We start from the raw sequence: 15,110 nt of genomic DNA, 5'->3' as shown, positions 1-15,110 counted from the left end.
TTGTGTCCCCTAAATTGTCAGACTGACAGAAATCTTTAAAGATTCGATGAAACCAAGGGAACGCTTGAACCTGATCAATCCGTCGTTGGCGACCCGGTCGGCTGTCGCCGTTCCGTAGCTTAGCTTCGAAATTTCATCGCTCAAACAGTCTTCGTAAATTCGCTGCACAACAAGCGCGACCGCGTTGTACATTGCGTTGTCTGACTTGTTGTTCATGAGAAAAATGTGCTGCATCGACTCGCGGATTTGAATGCAGATCGCGGCAGCAATCAATTCGTCATTTCGTTGCGCAGCATACGCACTAATGCGACCGGGAAACAAATTCCTCATCTTTTCTAGCTGCTCCAAGGTCATGCTGATCGGATAACCCTTCAGCAAATGCTGCTCTGCAATGAACGAATATATAGCCGCAAATTCTCGGTCTTCAACACGACGGACTTCGACTTCTTCAGCCTTTTCGCAACTGTTTCTTCGCCTAATATCTGCAGACGTTGAGGCGAGAAATGGCGCGGCGGCCAGTCTGCGTCCAAAGTCCAGATCGCATTTTGACACCTTGAAGCCCAATGCATTGAGAACATAGAACTGGACAGCAAACGCTCTTGGATCGTGCCATTCAGGAGCCATTGCAACATGCACTGAAGAGGCCCCCGCCTGCTTCAAGTGGTCAATTACAGCAATCATCATTTGGCTCAAGTCCTTGGACTCGAAATCGGAACCAAAGAATAGGCCACCAAATGTCCCGCGGCGCGGGCTCATGAAGCGACCATCACCGGCACCCGTGAAATGAACACCGGCCAAAGCTCGACCCTTTTTCACCCACTGAAAATAGAAGCCATCGGAGTCACCTTGATGCAACCTGAAAAATTCAGGTGTATCGAAAAGTGAAATGTCTGAGTGAGGAAGAAAATCGTTGACGACTAGCATGTCATGCTGAAGGGTCCCTTTTCAGGGAATTGATAAGAAAGCTCGTTCGGCAGAAGTTCGGCAGCGCATCAAGTTCCCCCGACCGGCGGGCGGCATCATAGTATGGGATCCCCATGGATCTGACGGCCGCCGAATCATGAGCGAAAAGAATCAAAGCCGCCTCGAAATTCGAAAGAGGGGCCCCGCCCTTCTCCCCTGGAGGCAGAAAATTCGCAAAAGAATCTCGAAATACGCCGGGCCTCGCCGACTTTAGAACTCTGTCGAGAATATAGGGCGCCTCCGCATCCGAGCCTGAAATAGTGTTCGGTCCGGAAAGATTCTGATTGTGTCTTCGATATTTCACGTTTCGATTCAAAGAAAGATTCAATTGAAACCCCGAACCCATGGCGCGCATCCAATACTCGTAGTCACTTAACTGAACCAAGGATTCATCAAAAAATCCTACGTCTTGCAGGAGTGAAGTACGGATAAATGCGCTTGTAGCGCATAGATAATTACCATTGTAAAAAAGATCTGACAAATCAATGTCCGATGAAGCTGATCGCGGCAAAAAAGCTGGAAATTGTGAATCCGTTAATGGCCTTCCCAAACCATCTACAACATTCGGCACGCAGAACAAAATGTCCGAATTGCAGCGGAAGGCGGTATTCAACTGAACTGTCAGTCTGTCGGGCTCGGACAAGTCATCCCCGCTCATCACCGCGATGAACGAGCCTCGGCAAACTCTCAGGCCAGCATTCAAGCAGGCACTCGGCCCTCCACGCTCGACGTCAACAATGGTCAATGCAGATGCATATTTGGAGATTGCCTGCCGTGTGCCGTCATCGGATCCATCGTCCACGACGATGACCTCGAACTCGTCATAAGACTGTGCTAGGGCCGATTTGATTGCATCGTCGATATATTCAACATGATTGAATGCTGCGATTACGACAGAGAGCAATTGATTCATATAACACAACTCAATTAGCTGCCAATGCGCGTAAAATACCCCTGGATCGTGTCAATCACGTGCTGTACGTTAGCCAAGGACATCCCTGGCCACAGAGGCAGCGAAAGGCAAGTCTGAGCAGCGCGGTGGGCGATTACACCGTGCGCGTCGCTGAATTCCTTATACGCAGCCTGTTCGTGGGGGGGTATCGGATAATGAACAGCGGTTTGCACACCATGTACCCGCAGGTACTCTGCCAAGTCATCCCGGCGAGCCGTGCGAATAACGTACAAGTGAAAAACATGCTGGTTTCCGGGCCGAGTCACCGGCAGCTCCAGCCCAGGAATTCCAGCAAGACCAGTGCTGTATGCAGATGCGACTTCGAGGCGCTGGGCATTCTGCGCATCCAAGTTTCGAAGCTTAACTCTTAGGAACGCTGCCTGCACCTCGTCAAGTCTTGAATTTACTCCTGGCGACTCGTGAATGTACTTCACCGAGGAGCCATAATTCCGTAGTTTCCTCAACGCCGATGCGAGTTCTGCATCGTCAGTTACGACTGCGCCTCCGTCCCCAAGCGCACCTAAATTCTTCGTTGGGTAGAAGCTGAATGCTGAAGCATGCCCCAGAGAACCGGCAACCCGGCCCCTGTATCTTGCGCCATGTGCCTGTGCAGCATCTTCAAGAACAAAGGCACCTTTCGAGCTGGCCAGTTTGGCGATTTCGTCCATATCGGCACCTGTCCGAACAGATGCACCGGTATGATAGCTGCCGTTCTCTCCGTCAGAGCAGCTTTGACGGCGACCGGGTCCAAAAGCAAGGTGTCGGAACTGACTTCAACGGGCACGATGGTAGCGCCGACCATTGATACTGCCAACCATGTGGCGATGAATGTGCAGGTGGGCACAATGACCTCGTCGCCCGGTCCTATTCCTTTTGCCCGGAGAGAAAGCGCGAGGGCGTCAAGTCCATTACCAACACCGACGCAAAACCTTGCCCCACAGTAGGCGGCAAATTCTTCTTCGAACAGCTTCAATTCGTCGCCGAGTATCAGATTGCTCTTGCTAAGAACCGAAGAGAACACCTCGCGCAACTGCGTGGCAATCTCGCCATTTTGCTGGACTAAATTCACAAATGGTATCATCTGGCGTCTCTTTGTTTAATGACTTCCAAAAAACTGTCGTAGTTGCGGATGTAATCGGGCTCTGCGTATCGCTCGGAGGCAAGCACCAGGCAAACAGCACCTGATGAAAAGTTGTTCAAATCTCGCCATATCAACGATTTCATATGCACACCAATCCAAGGGCGATTGCACGTTATAGTTCGTCTGTCGTACCCATTGTCAAGCACCAAATCAAAACTACCCGAAACCGCAATCACCAATTGCTCGAGAGCAAAATGCGCATGCCCGGCTCTTGCAGATCCAGAAGTGACGTCGTATAAGTAATAAACACGACGCACCGGGAAGGGAATGTGAACCTCGCCTTCAATGAAGGTAAGACTTCCCCGAGGGTCAGTGATCTTGGTCAGATCGACAATGGAAATTTCCTCATCCAGCGACTTTAACAATTCTCAACTCCTAGGTCCAAATTTTCCAACGATCTCAAAATCGAGCTTTCATCGATAAAATAGTCGTCGTGCACGGAGTGTTCGCCTTCGATACGTCGAGCGCGAGGACCTTTTGTCCAAACGACCTTAGTGCCGGAAACCAGTCCGAGCAATCCCCAAAGATGAAGCTGCATACTGGGATGATCGGCGACAAGATAATTCAATACAGCTCCCGGTCTGCACCAAACAATATTGGTCAGCTGCGCTCCTGTAGGCGAAATAATCACTTCGGCTGAATCAAATAGCGAGACTTGATCCTTTAGATCCAGATGATCAACCGAGCGCAAATCAAAATCCAAGCGCGAGAGTACACGTTCGATCATTTGTTGGTTTACTATATTGCGATATCGCCCACGCCGGCTGACATACATTTTTCGACGCCGCAAATCACCCTGAGGCACTAGCGCACGCTTGCACCTCTGTACGGCGACGGAGATTCTATTGATGTCGAGTGCGGTTTTGGTCGCAGCGGCTCCACCGCCATATGCGTTGGGAACGCAAGATACATTGTCCGGCAAATACATGGTCTTGAAAAACACTAGGCAACCAGGCTCCAGCCAAACAATTGGACGCCCTTTGACATTGACAAGATCGATCAGCTGACGAAGATTCTCGTGCAGCCCTGTCTCAAAAAGATAAGGCACTTCGGCGGAGATGTCAGCCTCCTCTACCAATATCATTCGTGGCAACGTTTCTGCAATAAAGTGAAAATAGTTTTCCGAATGTTCGTGCATGAGATTGATGCCGCTTTCCATGTATTTACCCGCACGCAGATGCGCGCGGATGTTCATCCGCGAACCGTCGCCACGTGTGGCCCCCCCCCATTTGACTCCAACTTTTTTATCGTCAAAGAAATAGCTTTCCTCGTCGTTCAACAGCATTCCGTGTTCATCGATTACGTAACGAGTTCCTCCGATTGCATACGAGGAGTTCAACGCCAGAACGCGCGGACGCAATATAAACGGCACAGGGTCTGAAATACCTTCGACTCCTTCTTCCTTAGACTCATACACAAGCGCTCCCGGACAACCATCGGCCTCCCAGGTCCTGCGTAGCGGCAGGGAAAATCGAATTTCGTTCTTCCGGCAATTGGCGCCAACCCCTTGAATAGCCTGAGTCAAGAGACCGAAGTCCGTAAACATGTAGGAATGAGCTGGCTGACGTGTCAGCCTGCCTTCCTTAGATCCCCACTCTACGTAATGCAGATATGCATCGATCCCGGCGTCCCGAACATCAGGGTTGAGATCCAAGTATGTTTGCGGGTCAAAATCCTGCAGGGGGACGTTCGCGCTGTGCAGACCCTTGCGCAGATAATGCGCAAGGGGATCCATCGAACGGCCGTTTAAGTATTTATCGGAATACCACCGCGAATCGAATCTCGGATGAGGCCGGGTCAGTTTTTGCCAACCAAAATGCGCATAGTGGTAGACAGGAAGCCATCCCAGTTCTGCAAGATCGGGATGCTGCTCACCATACCATTTGCTGTCGAACAACAAGCACGGATTGTTGCCTGCAGGTCCTCCCTTTTGGGAAAAATGGACCAGCGGTTTGATCGATAACTCAGCCGTCCCCATGTAGGTTTGCTTGTACCAAGCGGAATTGAAAAGAGGATGAGGGTCCAGAAGTGAGTCGGCTTCGAGGTAGTGAAGCAGGGGATTCGCATTTTCCTGCAGTTCCGGAGGTAGTTGTGCCGTATAGAAGTCGGGATCAAACAGGGGATGCGGCCATCGCCTTTCGCGCCATCCATACTCCAAATAATGACCTAGTGCAGCGCCCTCATCTCTGATATCAGAATATCTAAAAACGTACCACTTCGAGTTAAAAATCTCACGCATCAGATTTGCCACTCGCTCCGACTCAAGACGCTCCTCTTCAGCGACGCGCTGCAATTCCACCAAACGCACCGACTCTGCGTTTTTCATTTCGTCAGAAATTCTCCACCCAAGGATTCGATTTCTGAGCCGACTCAATATCGTCAAGGCTTGTCTCTCTTTTTTAAAAAACCATCTACCTTGCCACATTCAGCAGGAAAGTAGTTCCAGGGTCGATGATTGCTGCTACTCGAAAACGCTCGCAGCGGCGAACGCTGAACCAGCTGCATCTTTTTTAGAAAGCTGAGGCTCACCACCGACGCTTGGCCAAATGATCGCCAAATCCGGATCATTCCATACGATGCATCGCTCATGCAAAGGTGCATAGTAGTCAGTCGTTTTGTAGAGAAAATCCGCAGTTTGACTCAACACCATGAAACCATGTGCAAAGCCAATGGGCACCCATAACTGCCTTTGGTTGTCTTCGTTGAGTTCGATACCCACCCATTTGCCAAACGTAGGCGACGATTTGCGAATGTCCACCGCCACGTCGTAGACAGCCCCGCGGATCACTCGAACGAGCTTGCCCTGCGGCTGCTGAATCTGGTAATGCAGACCCCGCAGCACCCTTTTAACTGAACGCGAATGGTTATCCTGGACAAACTCTACGTGTTTTCCAACAGCCTGATCAAAAGCCTTTTGGTTAAAACTTTCGAGGAAGAAGCCACGAGGGTCGCCGAACACCTTAGGCTCTATCACGAGCACATCCGGAATGGCCGTCGGCGTCACTTTCACAGGCGCACCTCTTCAGCAAGCAAGTGACTGAGATACTTGCCATACCCGCTTTTCTGCAATGGCGCGGCAAGTCGAGCCAGTTGCTCCCCATCGATAAAGCCATTCCGCCATGCGATCTCCTCCGGGCATGCAATCTTAAGTCCCTGCCGATGCTCCAGCGTCGCAATGAACTGGCCCGCTTCCAGCAGGCTTTCGTGCGTACCGGTGTCCAGCCACGCATAGCCCCGTTGCATGATCTGCACGTTGAGCTGGCCCAACTCCAAATAGGCTTGGTTGACCGCCGTAATCTCCAACTCGCCACGCGCACTTGGCTTCACGGCCTTCGCGATCTCGACGACCTGGTTGTCATAGAAATAGAGCCCGGTCACCGCGTAGCTGCTCTTGGGCTTGGCCGGCTTCTCCTCGATGCTGCTGGCCTTGCCCTTCGTATCGAAGGCAACCACGCCATAGCGCTCCGGGTCGTGCACATGATAGGCAAACACCGTCGCGCCCCTCTGCTTCTGGTCGGCGTCGGAGAGCAAGTGGAAGAAGTCGTGCCCGTAGAAGATGTTGTCTCCCAGCACCAGCGCGCTCGGTGAATCGCCCACGAACTTGTCGCCGATGATGAAGGCCTGCGCCAGCCCGTCAGGGTTCGGCTGCACCGCATACTGCAGGTTGATGCCCCATTGGCTCCCGTCGCCCAGCAATTGCTGGAAGCGCGGCGTGTCCTGTGGCGTGCTGATGATCAGGACGTCGCGCATGCCGCCCAGCATCAGCGTGCTCAAGGGGTAGTAGATCATCGGCTTGTCATAAACCGGCAGCAGCTGCTTGCTGATCGCCAGCGTGGCCGGGTGCAGGCGAGTGCCGGAGCCGCCAGCCAGGATGATGCCTTTGCGTTGCGTCATGGATTCTTTCCGGTGGTGAGTTAGAGCGTCTCGTGCAGCATGCGCGCGACGCCGGTCTGCCAGGACGGCAGGCTGAGGCCGAAAGTGGACTGCAGCTTCAGGGTACTAAGGCGCGAATTGTGCGGCCGCGTGGCGGGGGTGGGAAAAGCGCTGGTCGGCACCGCGTCGACCATGGCGGGCCCGGCCTTCAGCGCGACGCCAGCCGCCTCGGCCTGCGCAAGCACGAAGCGCGCATAGCCATTCCAGGTGGTCTCGCCGCCGGCCGCCAGGTGATACAGCCCGGCCTTCGCCGGATCGCGCAGCGTGTCGCGGACGGCATGGGCCGTCACGTCGGCGAGCAGTTCGGCGCCGGTGGGCGCGCCGAACTGGTCGTCGATCACGGTCAGGCGCTCGCGCTCTTTAGCCAGGCGCAGCATGGTCTTGGCAAAGTTGCCGCCGCGCGCGGCATAGACCCAGCTGGTGCGGAAGATCAGGTACTTCGAGGCATGGGCGGCGACCAGTTGCTCGCCCTCGAGCTTGGTGCGCCCGTACACGCTGAGGGGTGCGGTGGCATCGTCTTCCTGCCAGGGCCGCTCGCCGCTGCCATCGAACACGTAGTCGGTGGAGTAGTGGACCATCAGCGCGCCGACCTGCTGGGCGGCCTGGGCGATGGCACCGGGCGCGGTGGCATTCAGCGTGCGCGCAAGCTCGGGCTCGCTCTCGGCCTTGTCGACGGCCGTGTGCGCGGCAGCATTGACGACCACGTCGGGGCGCAGCGCGAGCACCGTCTGCGCCACGCGTTCCGGGTCGCGGAAGTCGGCATTGAACTCGGTGCTCTTGGAGTCCAGCGCGACCAGTTCGCCGAGCGGCGCCAGGCTGCGCTGCAGCTCCCAGCCCACCTGCCCCGTCTTGCCCAGCAGCAATACCTTCATGCGGCCTCGTACTGCTTCTTCACCCAGTCGCGGTAGGCGCCGCTCTGCACGTTGCGCACCCACGCGGCGTTGTCCAGGTACCACTCGACGGTCTTGCGGATGCCGCTGTCGAAGGTCTCGGCCGGCTTCCAGCCCAGCTCGCGCTCGAGCTTTCGCGCGTCGATGGCGTAGCGCCGGTCGTGGCCGGGGCGGTCGGTCACGAAGGTGATCTGCTCCTTGTAGCCGCGGCCATCGACACGCGGGCGCAATTCGTCGAGCAGTGCGCACACGGTGTGCACGATCTCGATGTTTGGCTTCTCGTTCCAGCCGCCGACGTTGTAGGTCTCGCCCAGCTTGCCGGCCTCGAGCACGCGGCGAATGGCGCTGCAATGGTCCTTCACGTAGAGCCAGTCGCGCACCTGCATACCGTCGCCATAAACCGGCAGCGGCTTGCCGGCGAGGGCGTTGACGATCATCAGCGGGATCAGCTTTTCAGGGAAATGAAAGGGCCCGTAGTTGTTCGAGCAGTTGGTGGTGAGCACCGGCAGACCGTAGGTATGGTGCCAGGCGCGCACCAGGTGGTCGCTGGCGGCCTTGCTGGCCGAGTAGGGGCTGTTGGGCTCGTACTTGTTCTCTTCGGTAAAAGCGGGGTCGCTGGACGACAGCGAGCCGTAGACCTCGTCGGTCGAGACATGGAGGAAGCGGAAGGCGGTCTTCTGCTCCTGGAGCAAGGCGCTCCAGTAGCCGCGCACGGATTCGAGCAGGCGAAAGGTGCCCAGCACGTTGGTCTGCACGAAATCCTCAGGTCCGTGGATCGAGCGGTCCACGTGCGACTCGGCCGCGAAGTTGAGCACCGCCCGCGGGCGGTGCTCGGCGAGCAGGCGGTCCACCAGGGCGCTGTCGCCGATATCGCCCTGCACGAAGATGTGTCTGGGGTCGTTCTCGAGCGAGGCCAGGGTCTCGAGGTTGCCGGCGTAGGTGAGCTTGTCGAGGTTGACCACGGCCTCGTCGCCCTGGGCGAGCCAATCGAGCACGAAGTTGGCGCCGATGAATCCGGCGCCGCCGGTAACCAGGATCATGAATCTTCCCTTGTTGTGGAGAAAGACCGCCGAGAGGCGGTCATGCGGTGATTATCCCACTGCACAACGTCACGACACACCTAGAGGCCCGTGCCTAACGGAGTGCGCCCTGCGCAGCTAGAGTGCCTCCTTGAATTTCGAGGAAAACCCATGGCCAGCACGGACGACGACAAACCCGACGACAAGACCGACCGCATCAAGGACTCCGCCCAGCAGATCTGGCTCGCGGGCCTCGGTGCCTTCGCCAAGATGCAGCAGGAGGGCAGCAAGGCCTTCGAGGCACTGGTGAAGGACGGCGTTGGCGTGCAGAAGAAAACCCAGCACGCCGCCGAAGAAACACTGGCCCAGGCCCAGGCCCGGATGGCCGGCTTCGCCAGCGAATTCGGCAGCCGCGCCGCAGGTGGATGGGGCAAGCTCGAGTCCATCTTCGAAGACCGCGTGGCGCGCGCGCTCGAGAAGCTCGGCATGCCCTCCGCCCAGGAGGTCGCGGCACTGCAGGCGCGGGTCGAAGCGCTCGAAGCCCAGCTCATGCGCAAGGAACCGGCCGCCCGGCCCGCGCGAGCGCCACGGAAGACGGCCGCGCGCCATCCGGCCGGAGCCGCGGCTAAGCCTTCGCGGCGGCGCAAGCCGAGCGGCGACGCCTGATCCTAGGCGGCCTTGATCGGCCGCGGCACGCACTGCAGTGCAGCAATCGCCCCGGGGGCGGGGACTTGCGCTAGAGTGGCTTCAGGAGACAAACCGGGGGCTACGAGCTCATGGCCAAGAAGGCGCCACGCCGCACTGCACAACGCATCCTCGAAGCCGCATTGGACCTGTTCAATCGGTTCGGGGAGCCGAACGTCTCGACCACCCTGGTGGCCGGCGAGCTCAACATCAGTCCCGGCAATCTCTACTACCACTATCCCGCCAAGGATGAGCTGATCAACCGGCTCTTCGAGAACTACGAGGCCGAGCTCAACGAGCTGCTGCACGCGAGCGACGGCGTGCGCGACGTGGAAGACGCCTGGTTCTTCATGCACAGCCTGTTCGAGCTGATCTGGCGCTACCGATTCCTGTACCGCGACCTCAACGACCTGCTCTCCAAGAACCGGCATCTGGAGACGCAGTTCCAGCTGGTGCTCCAGAACAAGGCGCGCGCAATCCGGGCGCTGCTCGCAGGCATGAGCCGGTCGGGTCACCTGGACATCGACGCGCCCGAGGTCGATCCACTCGCCCAGAGCATGGTCGTGGTGCTGACCTACTGGCTGAGCTACGAGTACGTGCGCAACCCGCGGGAAGCCCTGGAGCCCGGCCATGCCCAGAGCGCCCTGCTGCGCGGCGCGCACCACACGCTGCATCTGCTCGCGCCCTATCTCGACGCCGAGCAGCGGCGGCATTTGCTTACGCTGAGCGACGCCTACGCAGGCGAAGATCAGCCGACAACCGTCTGAGCACAGCATGGCCCATCCCGATCTGCAACCCCTCTCGCTGCTGGCGACCGGCGCGGTGCCTGCCTGGGAGCCATGGGTCCAGATGCCCTACAGGGACACGCCGCGCTTCGATGCGGCCAGCGTGCTGCAGCACTGGGCGAAGCTGCACGTCGCGCATGCGCTGCCGCCACCGCCACCCGGCCCGCTGGCGGAGGGGTGGGCGCTCTACCACAGCGGCGACTTCGAACGCGCGGCCAACCTGGGACTGCGGCACGGCGGCGACGGGCTGATGCTGGCCAACCAGGCCACGGCCATCTATGCCAACTACCTCGAGCCACGCGAGGCGATGCGGCAGACGCTGTTCAAGCAGGTGGCCGAGCGTGCCGCCGCCCAGGCGGCCGAGGAGCCGGACAACTGCCACGCGCTCTACTGGCAAGCCTATGCCCTGGGCCGCTACAGCCAGGGCATCAGCGTGGCACGGGCGCTGGCACAGGGCCTGGGCACCAAGGTGAAGGGCGCGCTCGAACGCGTGATTGCACTGGAGCCCCAGCACGCCGCAGCCCATGTGGCGCTCGCGGCCTTCCATGCCGAGGTCATCGACAAGGTCGGTGCGCTGGTCGGCCGCATGACCTACGGCGTGCGCGCCGAGACCGCGTTGGTGCTTTTCGAGCGCGGCCTGGCGCTTCACCCGCGCTCGCCCGGCGCACTGATGGAATATGCCCGCGGCCTGCTCATGCTCGAAGGCGATGCGCGCCTGGCCGACGCTACCCGCCTGTATGAAACGGCGGCCACTGTGGACCCGGCCGATGCGCGCGAGCGGCTGGACGTCGAACTGGCGCGCGCAGGGTTGTCCGACTGAGGCTCTCGTCTTTATCGACGAACTCGTCACTTAAGATGCGGGCCCCAGGCAACCCATCCACACCATGTCCGACCTGAACGCCCAGTTCGAAGCCGCCCAGGCCAACTCCAAACTGCTTGCGGAGCGCCCGGACAATCCGACGCTGCTCAAGATCTACGGCCTGTTCAAGCAGGCGACACTGGGCGACAACACCGAAAAGAAGCCCAGCTTCAGCGACATCGTTGCGCGCGCCAAGTGGGACACCTGGACCGCCCGGAAGGGCCTGAGTGCGGACGAGGCCAAGCAGGCATACATCGACCTGATCGAGTCGCTGCGCGGTTGAGCGCCAGCAGCAGCGCCGGCGCGGCCCTCAGCGCCAGTCCTTGTCGTTGTAGCCGTCGTCGACCTCGTCGTCGGGGCGGCCCAGCAGGTCGTCCAGCTTCTGCCGCAGGCGCTCCTCGATCTGCCCGCTGAAGCCCGCGAACAGGCCGGCGAGCGTCGCCCGCAGCTTGAGGCTGTCGCCGCTGACCTCCACGCTGCCGTCGATGCCGGCGCGGCTGAAGCGGCCGATGTCAAGGGCCTGGCCTTCCTCGTAGCTGCAAGAAAGCCCATAGTCCTGCTCGACCTCGCTGACCCATTTGCGCGCAATTGCGCGTGCGGCCTCGATACCGAGTCGATGGCTGCGTTCGATGTGGATTTCAGGCACCGGGCCCTCCCTGTCGGCCGCCTCGGCCGGGTTCTTCGGTCGGCCTGCGGGCCGAGGGCGCTACGGCATCCCCAGTCCGCAGCGCCAGCGTTCTCTCGTCCTTGGGCAGCGCGGTCAGGCGCTTGACTGCCGCATAGAAGCGCGGCCAGTCGTGTCCTTCCCGCTCGAACAGCGCCTCGAAGCCGGGCACCAGTTCGTCGTACGCAGCCTGCGCGCCGAACAGCGCGTTGTTGGCGCGTGCCACCCAGCCGTCGTAGGCGCCCTGCCGCGGGCCGCTCCAGCCGGCGCGCAGGGCCGCATAGCGCTGGCGAAAATCTTCCATCGCAGCCTTCTTCTGCGCATCGACCGTGGCCCAGTCGCCGGCCTGCGCCTCCTTCGAAGCGTAGATGTCCCAAAGCACCCGGCGGGTGGCGGCCGTGAGGGCGCGGAACTGCTGGCGCCGGCTGTCGAACTGTGCGTATTCGAGGCGCGCCGCCTCGCCGGCCTGCGTCTGCAGCCAGCGGGCGCCCCCGATGCGCTCTACCGCGGTCGCGAAGGACTCGTTGAACATCGTGTCGCCCGACACGTAAAGCACCTGGTGCGCCAACTCGTGGAACACGATGCGGGCCAGTTCGCCTTCCGGGTAGCCGATGAAGGTGGACAGCAGCGGGTCGCCGCCAGCCCAGTTCATCCACCCCAGCGTGGAGTAGGCCGGCACCGGGTAGACGGCCGCTTCCAGGCCCTGAGCGACCAGGGTGGCGGCCTCTGCGCGCGCCGCCGCCTCGTCGTAGTAGCCCCGATAGCCGACGCAACCCGCGACCGGAAAGCACCACGTCTTGAGGGTGAGCGAATGCGCGGGCGCTGCCACCACGTTCCAGATCGCGGCGCGCCGGTGCAGGTCGGCGTAGGCCTTGTAGCTCGGGTTGTCCGGCAGGCCGAGCTCGGCGACTGCGAAGCGGCGGATGCGCTGCGTCAGCGCCAGTTTGGCCTTAAGCGCGTCGCTGGCGGCAGGGTCCTGCAGCCACTGCGGCACCGGCCGCGCCGCGCGCATCAGCGCCAGGTGGCCGCTGGCCGACTGCCAGTAGTAGCCCAGGTCGGCGCAGCCGGCCACGGCCAGCGCGGCCACGGCAGCCAGAGCAGCGCGCCCTTTGCTCATTCGAGCACCTCAAACATCCGGCGCCACCTCGACCAGGCAGTCATAGAAGGTGGGCCCGCGGCCGATATCGGTCAGTCGCTGGCTGGTGAGCTGGTTGACGTTGGTGCCGTCGGCGCCGAGCTTGCGCCACCAGACGCCCAGCCCGTGCACCACGCCGGGCCGCGCGCGGCGAGAGACCTCGGCGCGGCAGCGGTGCTCGCCGCGGCGGTTGAAGACGCGCACCATCGCGCCGTCGACGATGCCGCGCGCGGCGGCATCGTCCTCGTGGATCTCGAGCAGCGGCTCGCCCTCGATTGCGCGCAGGCTCTTCACGTTCACGAAAGTCGAGTTGAGGAAATTGCGCGCGGGCGGCGAGATCATCGCGAGCGGAAATTCCGTCGAGCTGCCGGCCGGCTCGTAGTTGGGGACGTGGTCGGGCAGTCCGTCCTGGCCCTGGGCCGCGAGGCGCGCGCTGAAGAATTCGCAGCGACCCGAGGGCGTGGGAAAACCCCCTTCGGCAAACGGCGCCTCCGCAAGCTTCAGGCTCGTGAAGCCCTGGGCCTGCAGTTCCTCGACATCGATCGCGCCGGGCGCGAAGGCGCTGCGGCACAGCGCCTCGTCGTCGTCGGAGAAGCAGGGCTCGTCGAAGCCCATGCGGCGGGCCAGTTCGCGGAATACCCAGGCATTGCTGCGCGCCTCGCCGCGCGGCGCCAGCGCGGGCCGGTTGAGCAGCACATCGGTGTGGCCGTAGCTGGTGTGGACGTCCCAGTGCTCCAACTGGGTGGTCGCCGGCAGCAGGTAGTCGGCATAGTCTGCCGTGTCGGTCTGGAACTGCTCGAGCACCACGGTGAACAGATCCTCCCGCGCGAACCCCGCCACCACCTTGGACGAGTCCGGCGCGACGGCCACCGGGTTGCTGTTGTAGACCACCAGCGCCCGGATCGGTTTCGCGGTGTCGAGCAGCGCATCGCCGATGGCGCTCATGTTGATGGTGCGCGGGCGCCGCCCCGCCAGCAGGTCGGGCCGCTGCAACGTGGCGCGGTCGACCGGGAACTGGCCCGAGCTGCTCAGCAGCAGCCCGCCCGCACGCTCGCGCCAGGCGCCGACCAGCGCCGGCAGGCAGGCGATGGCGCGCGCGGCGTTGCCGCCCCCGCGCACGCGCTGCATGCCGTAGTTGAGCCGGATGGCGGCCGGCCTCGTCGTGCCATAGGCGCGCGCCAACGCGACGATCTGCGCCTCCGGCACACCGCAGACGGCGGCGGCGCGGGCGGGCGGCCACTGCAACGCGCGCTCGCGCAGCCGCTGCCAGCCGAGGGTGTGGCGCTCGATGTAGTCATGGTCCAGCCAGTCGTTGACGATCAGCTCGTGCATGAGCGCGAATGCCAACGCCGCATCAGTGCCGGGCAGGAGCGCGATGTGCTCGTCGCATTTGTCCGCGGTCTCGGTCCGGCGCGGGTCGATGCACACCAGCCTGGCACCGGCGCGCTTCGCGGCCTGCGCATGGCGCCAGAAATGCAGGTTGCTGGCGATCGAGTTGCTGCCCCAGATCAGGATCAGTCGTGCCTCGGCAAAGAATTGGACCCGCATCCCAACCTTTCCGCCAAGGGTAAAACTTAAGGCCTCACCCCCGGCGGTCGAACAAATCGTTCGATCCAGCAGCGAGGCCCCGAGCTTGTGGAAAAAACGACGATCCATCGACTCGCCTTGCACAAGACCCATCGTTCCTGCATAGCTGTAGGGCAGAATCGATTCTGACGAATTGTTCTCGCTTAGCACATTCAGACGATGGGCGATGTCGGAGAGCGCCGCGTCCCAGCTCACGGGTTCGAATCGGCCGCTGCCCTTGGGGCCGACGCGCTTCATGGGGTGCAGCAGCCGCTCGGCGTGCTCATTGCGTTCGATATAGCGCGAGACCTTGGTGCACAGCACGCCGGCGGTATGGGGATGCGCCGGATTCCCCTGAAGCTTGACGGCCCGCCCGTCCTGCACGGTGGTCACGAGGGAGCAGGTGTCGGGGCAATCGTGGGGGCAGGCGCCGAGCACCTGGGTCGGGGAGTTCATGGGCGGCCGGGCAGTGGGTGGACCGGTCAAGTCTAAGTTCTGCGCCGCAGCGGCGCTCTGGAG

15 protein-coding genes and 1 pseudogene are annotated in these 15,110 nt (G+C 60.7%); 4 read left to right on the top strand and 12 right to left on the bottom strand.

The window, feature by feature from the left end; translation table 11 throughout:
- Window positions 1-9: 9 nt before the first annotated feature.
- The 9 genes and pseudogenes from E5CHR_RS03855 to rfbB form a co-directional block, all read right to left on the bottom strand.
- Window positions 10-924 carry a GNAT family N-acetyltransferase gene (locus E5CHR_RS03855; protein ID WP_162578455.1) on the bottom strand — a complete coding sequence of 305 codons (915 nt, stop codon included), beginning with the start codon at window positions 922-924 and terminating at the stop codon, window positions 10-12.
- Window position 925: 1 nt separating this feature from the next.
- Window positions 926-1,876 carry a glycosyltransferase family 2 protein gene (locus tag E5CHR_RS03850; RefSeq protein WP_162578454.1) on the bottom strand — a complete coding sequence of 317 codons (951 nt, stop codon included), beginning with the start codon at window positions 1,874-1,876 and terminating at the stop codon, window positions 926-928.
- Between the two features lie 14 nt (window positions 1,877-1,890).
- Window positions 1,891-2,996, bottom strand: a pseudogene (locus E5CHR_RS03845) (DegT/DnrJ/EryC1/StrS family aminotransferase).
- The gene (locus E5CHR_RS03840; RefSeq protein ID WP_232061940.1) at window positions 2,993-3,421 is read right to left on the bottom strand and encodes a sugar 3,4-ketoisomerase; all 429 of its coding nucleotides are present in this window, start codon (window positions 3,419-3,421) and stop codon (window positions 2,993-2,995) included. The pseudogene E5CHR_RS03845 and the gene E5CHR_RS03840 overlap by 4 nt, the downstream one beginning before the upstream one ends.
- Window positions 3,415-5,382 carry a glycosyltransferase family 61 protein gene (locus E5CHR_RS03835; protein WP_162578453.1) on the bottom strand — a complete coding sequence of 656 codons (1,968 nt, stop codon included), beginning with the start codon at window positions 5,380-5,382 and terminating at the stop codon, window positions 3,415-3,417. Before E5CHR_RS03835 ends, E5CHR_RS03840 begins: the two co-directional genes overlap by 7 nt.
- Window positions 5,383-5,517: 135 nt before the next feature.
- Window positions 5,518-6,066 carry a dTDP-4-dehydrorhamnose 3,5-epimerase gene (gene rfbC / locus E5CHR_RS03830; RefSeq protein ID WP_162578452.1) on the bottom strand — a complete coding sequence of 183 codons (549 nt, stop codon included), beginning with the start codon at window positions 6,064-6,066 and terminating at the stop codon, window positions 5,518-5,520.
- The gene (gene rfbA, locus E5CHR_RS03825) at window positions 6,063-6,950 is read right to left on the bottom strand and encodes a glucose-1-phosphate thymidylyltransferase RfbA (RefSeq protein WP_162578451.1); all 888 of its coding nucleotides are present in this window, start codon (window positions 6,948-6,950) and stop codon (window positions 6,063-6,065) included. The genes rfbC and rfbA overlap by 4 nt, the downstream gene beginning before the upstream one ends.
- A 20-nt stretch (window positions 6,951-6,970) precedes the next feature.
- Window positions 6,971-7,861 (bottom strand): dTDP-4-dehydrorhamnose reductase, encoded by an 891-nt coding sequence (rfbD, locus tag E5CHR_RS03820; RefSeq protein ID WP_162578450.1) that lies wholly within the window; start codon window positions 7,859-7,861, stop codon window positions 6,971-6,973.
- Window positions 7,858-8,919 (bottom strand): dTDP-glucose 4,6-dehydratase, encoded by a 1,062-nt coding sequence (rfbB, locus tag E5CHR_RS03815; RefSeq protein ID WP_162578449.1) that lies wholly within the window; start codon window positions 8,917-8,919, stop codon window positions 7,858-7,860. Before rfbB ends, rfbD begins: the two co-directional genes overlap by 4 nt.
- Before the next feature lie 150 nt (window positions 8,920-9,069).
- On the opposite strand from rfbB, the gene E5CHR_RS03810 reads away from it, so the two are divergent.
- From E5CHR_RS03810 to E5CHR_RS03795, 4 genes are all read left to right on the top strand, one after another.
- Entirely contained in the window at window positions 9,070-9,564 is a 495-nt protein-coding gene (locus tag E5CHR_RS03810) for a phasin family protein (RefSeq protein ID WP_162578448.1), read from the top strand.
- A gap of 110 nt (window positions 9,565-9,674) precedes the next feature.
- Complete coding sequence (locus E5CHR_RS03805; protein WP_162578447.1) at window positions 9,675-10,349, top strand: TetR/AcrR family transcriptional regulator; 675 nt, start codon at window positions 9,675-9,677, stop codon at window positions 10,347-10,349.
- Between the two features lie 7 nt (window positions 10,350-10,356).
- A complete protein-coding gene (locus E5CHR_RS03800; RefSeq protein ID WP_174255689.1) occupies window positions 10,357-11,187 on the top strand; it encodes a hypothetical protein in 831 nt (276 codons plus the stop codon).
- Between the two features lie 64 nt (window positions 11,188-11,251).
- Window positions 11,252-11,509: an acyl-CoA-binding protein gene (locus tag E5CHR_RS03795; protein ID WP_162578446.1), complete on the top strand. Its 258-nt coding sequence runs from the start codon at window positions 11,252-11,254 to the stop codon at window positions 11,507-11,509.
- Between the two features lie 27 nt (window positions 11,510-11,536).
- Here the strand turns inward: E5CHR_RS03795 and E5CHR_RS03790 are convergent, their stop codons facing one another.
- From E5CHR_RS03790 to E5CHR_RS03780, 3 genes are read right to left on the bottom strand one after another with little or no spacing between them, the layout of a single operon-like run.
- Window positions 11,537-11,872: a polyhydroxyalkanoic acid system family protein gene (locus E5CHR_RS03790; RefSeq protein ID WP_162578445.1), complete on the bottom strand. Its 336-nt coding sequence runs from the start codon at window positions 11,870-11,872 to the stop codon at window positions 11,537-11,539.
- The gene (locus E5CHR_RS03785; RefSeq protein ID WP_162578444.1) at window positions 11,865-13,007 is read right to left on the bottom strand and encodes an aminopeptidase; all 1,143 of its coding nucleotides are present in this window, start codon (window positions 13,005-13,007) and stop codon (window positions 11,865-11,867) included. Before E5CHR_RS03785 ends, E5CHR_RS03790 begins: the two co-directional genes overlap by 8 nt.
- A 9-nt stretch (window positions 13,008-13,016) precedes the next feature.
- Window positions 13,017-15,047 carry a molybdopterin-containing oxidoreductase family protein gene (locus E5CHR_RS03780; RefSeq protein ID WP_162578443.1) on the bottom strand — a complete coding sequence of 677 codons (2,031 nt, stop codon included), beginning with the start codon at window positions 15,045-15,047 and terminating at the stop codon, window positions 13,017-13,019.
- Window positions 15,048-15,110: the final 63 nt, after the last annotated feature.

Source organism: Variovorax sp. PBS-H4 (genome assembly GCF_901827205.1).
Lineage (GTDB): Bacteria > Pseudomonadota > Gammaproteobacteria > Burkholderiales > Burkholderiaceae_C > Variovorax.
Note: the sequence above shows the minus strand (reverse complement) of the source record. Positions and strands in the feature narration are given on the sequence as shown.

What these genes read in the sequence shown, in the direction of transcription:
- E5CHR_RS03855 (WP_162578455.1), bottom strand. Translation starts at nt 924, where the DNA reads ATGCTAGTCGTCAACGATTTTCTTCCTCACTCAGACATTTCACTTTTC.
- E5CHR_RS03850 (WP_162578454.1), bottom strand. Translation starts at nt 1,876, where the DNA reads ATGAATCAATTGCTCTCTGTCGTAATCGCAGCATTCAATCATGTTGAA.
- E5CHR_RS03835 (WP_162578453.1), bottom strand. Translation starts at nt 5,382, where the DNA reads ATGAAAAACGCAGAGTCGGTGCGTTTGGTGGAATTGCAGCGCGTCGCT.
- rfbA (WP_162578451.1), bottom strand. Translation starts at nt 6,950, where the DNA reads ATGACGCAACGCAAAGGCATCATCCTGGCTGGCGGCTCCGGCACTCGC.
- rfbD (WP_162578450.1), bottom strand. Translation starts at nt 7,861, where the DNA reads ATGAAGGTATTGCTGCTGGGCAAGACGGGGCAGGTGGGCTGGGAGCTG.
- rfbB (WP_162578449.1), bottom strand. Translation starts at nt 8,919, where the DNA reads ATGATCCTGGTTACCGGCGGCGCCGGATTCATCGGCGCCAACTTCGTG.
- E5CHR_RS03810 (WP_162578448.1), top strand. Translation starts at nt 9,070, where the DNA reads ATGGCCAGCACGGACGACGACAAACCCGACGACAAGACCGACCGCATC.
- E5CHR_RS03805 (WP_162578447.1), top strand. Translation starts at nt 9,675, where the DNA reads ATGGCCAAGAAGGCGCCACGCCGCACTGCACAACGCATCCTCGAAGCC.
- E5CHR_RS03800 (WP_174255689.1), top strand. Translation starts at nt 10,357, where the DNA reads ATGGCCCATCCCGATCTGCAACCCCTCTCGCTGCTGGCGACCGGCGCG.
- E5CHR_RS03795 (WP_162578446.1), top strand. Translation starts at nt 11,252, where the DNA reads ATGTCCGACCTGAACGCCCAGTTCGAAGCCGCCCAGGCCAACTCCAAA.
- E5CHR_RS03785 (WP_162578444.1), bottom strand. Translation starts at nt 13,007, where the DNA reads ATGAGCAAAGGGCGCGCTGCTCTGGCTGCCGTGGCCGCGCTGGCCGTG.
- E5CHR_RS03780 (WP_162578443.1), bottom strand. Translation starts at nt 15,047, where the DNA reads ATGAACTCCCCGACCCAGGTGCTCGGCGCCTGCCCCCACGATTGCCCC.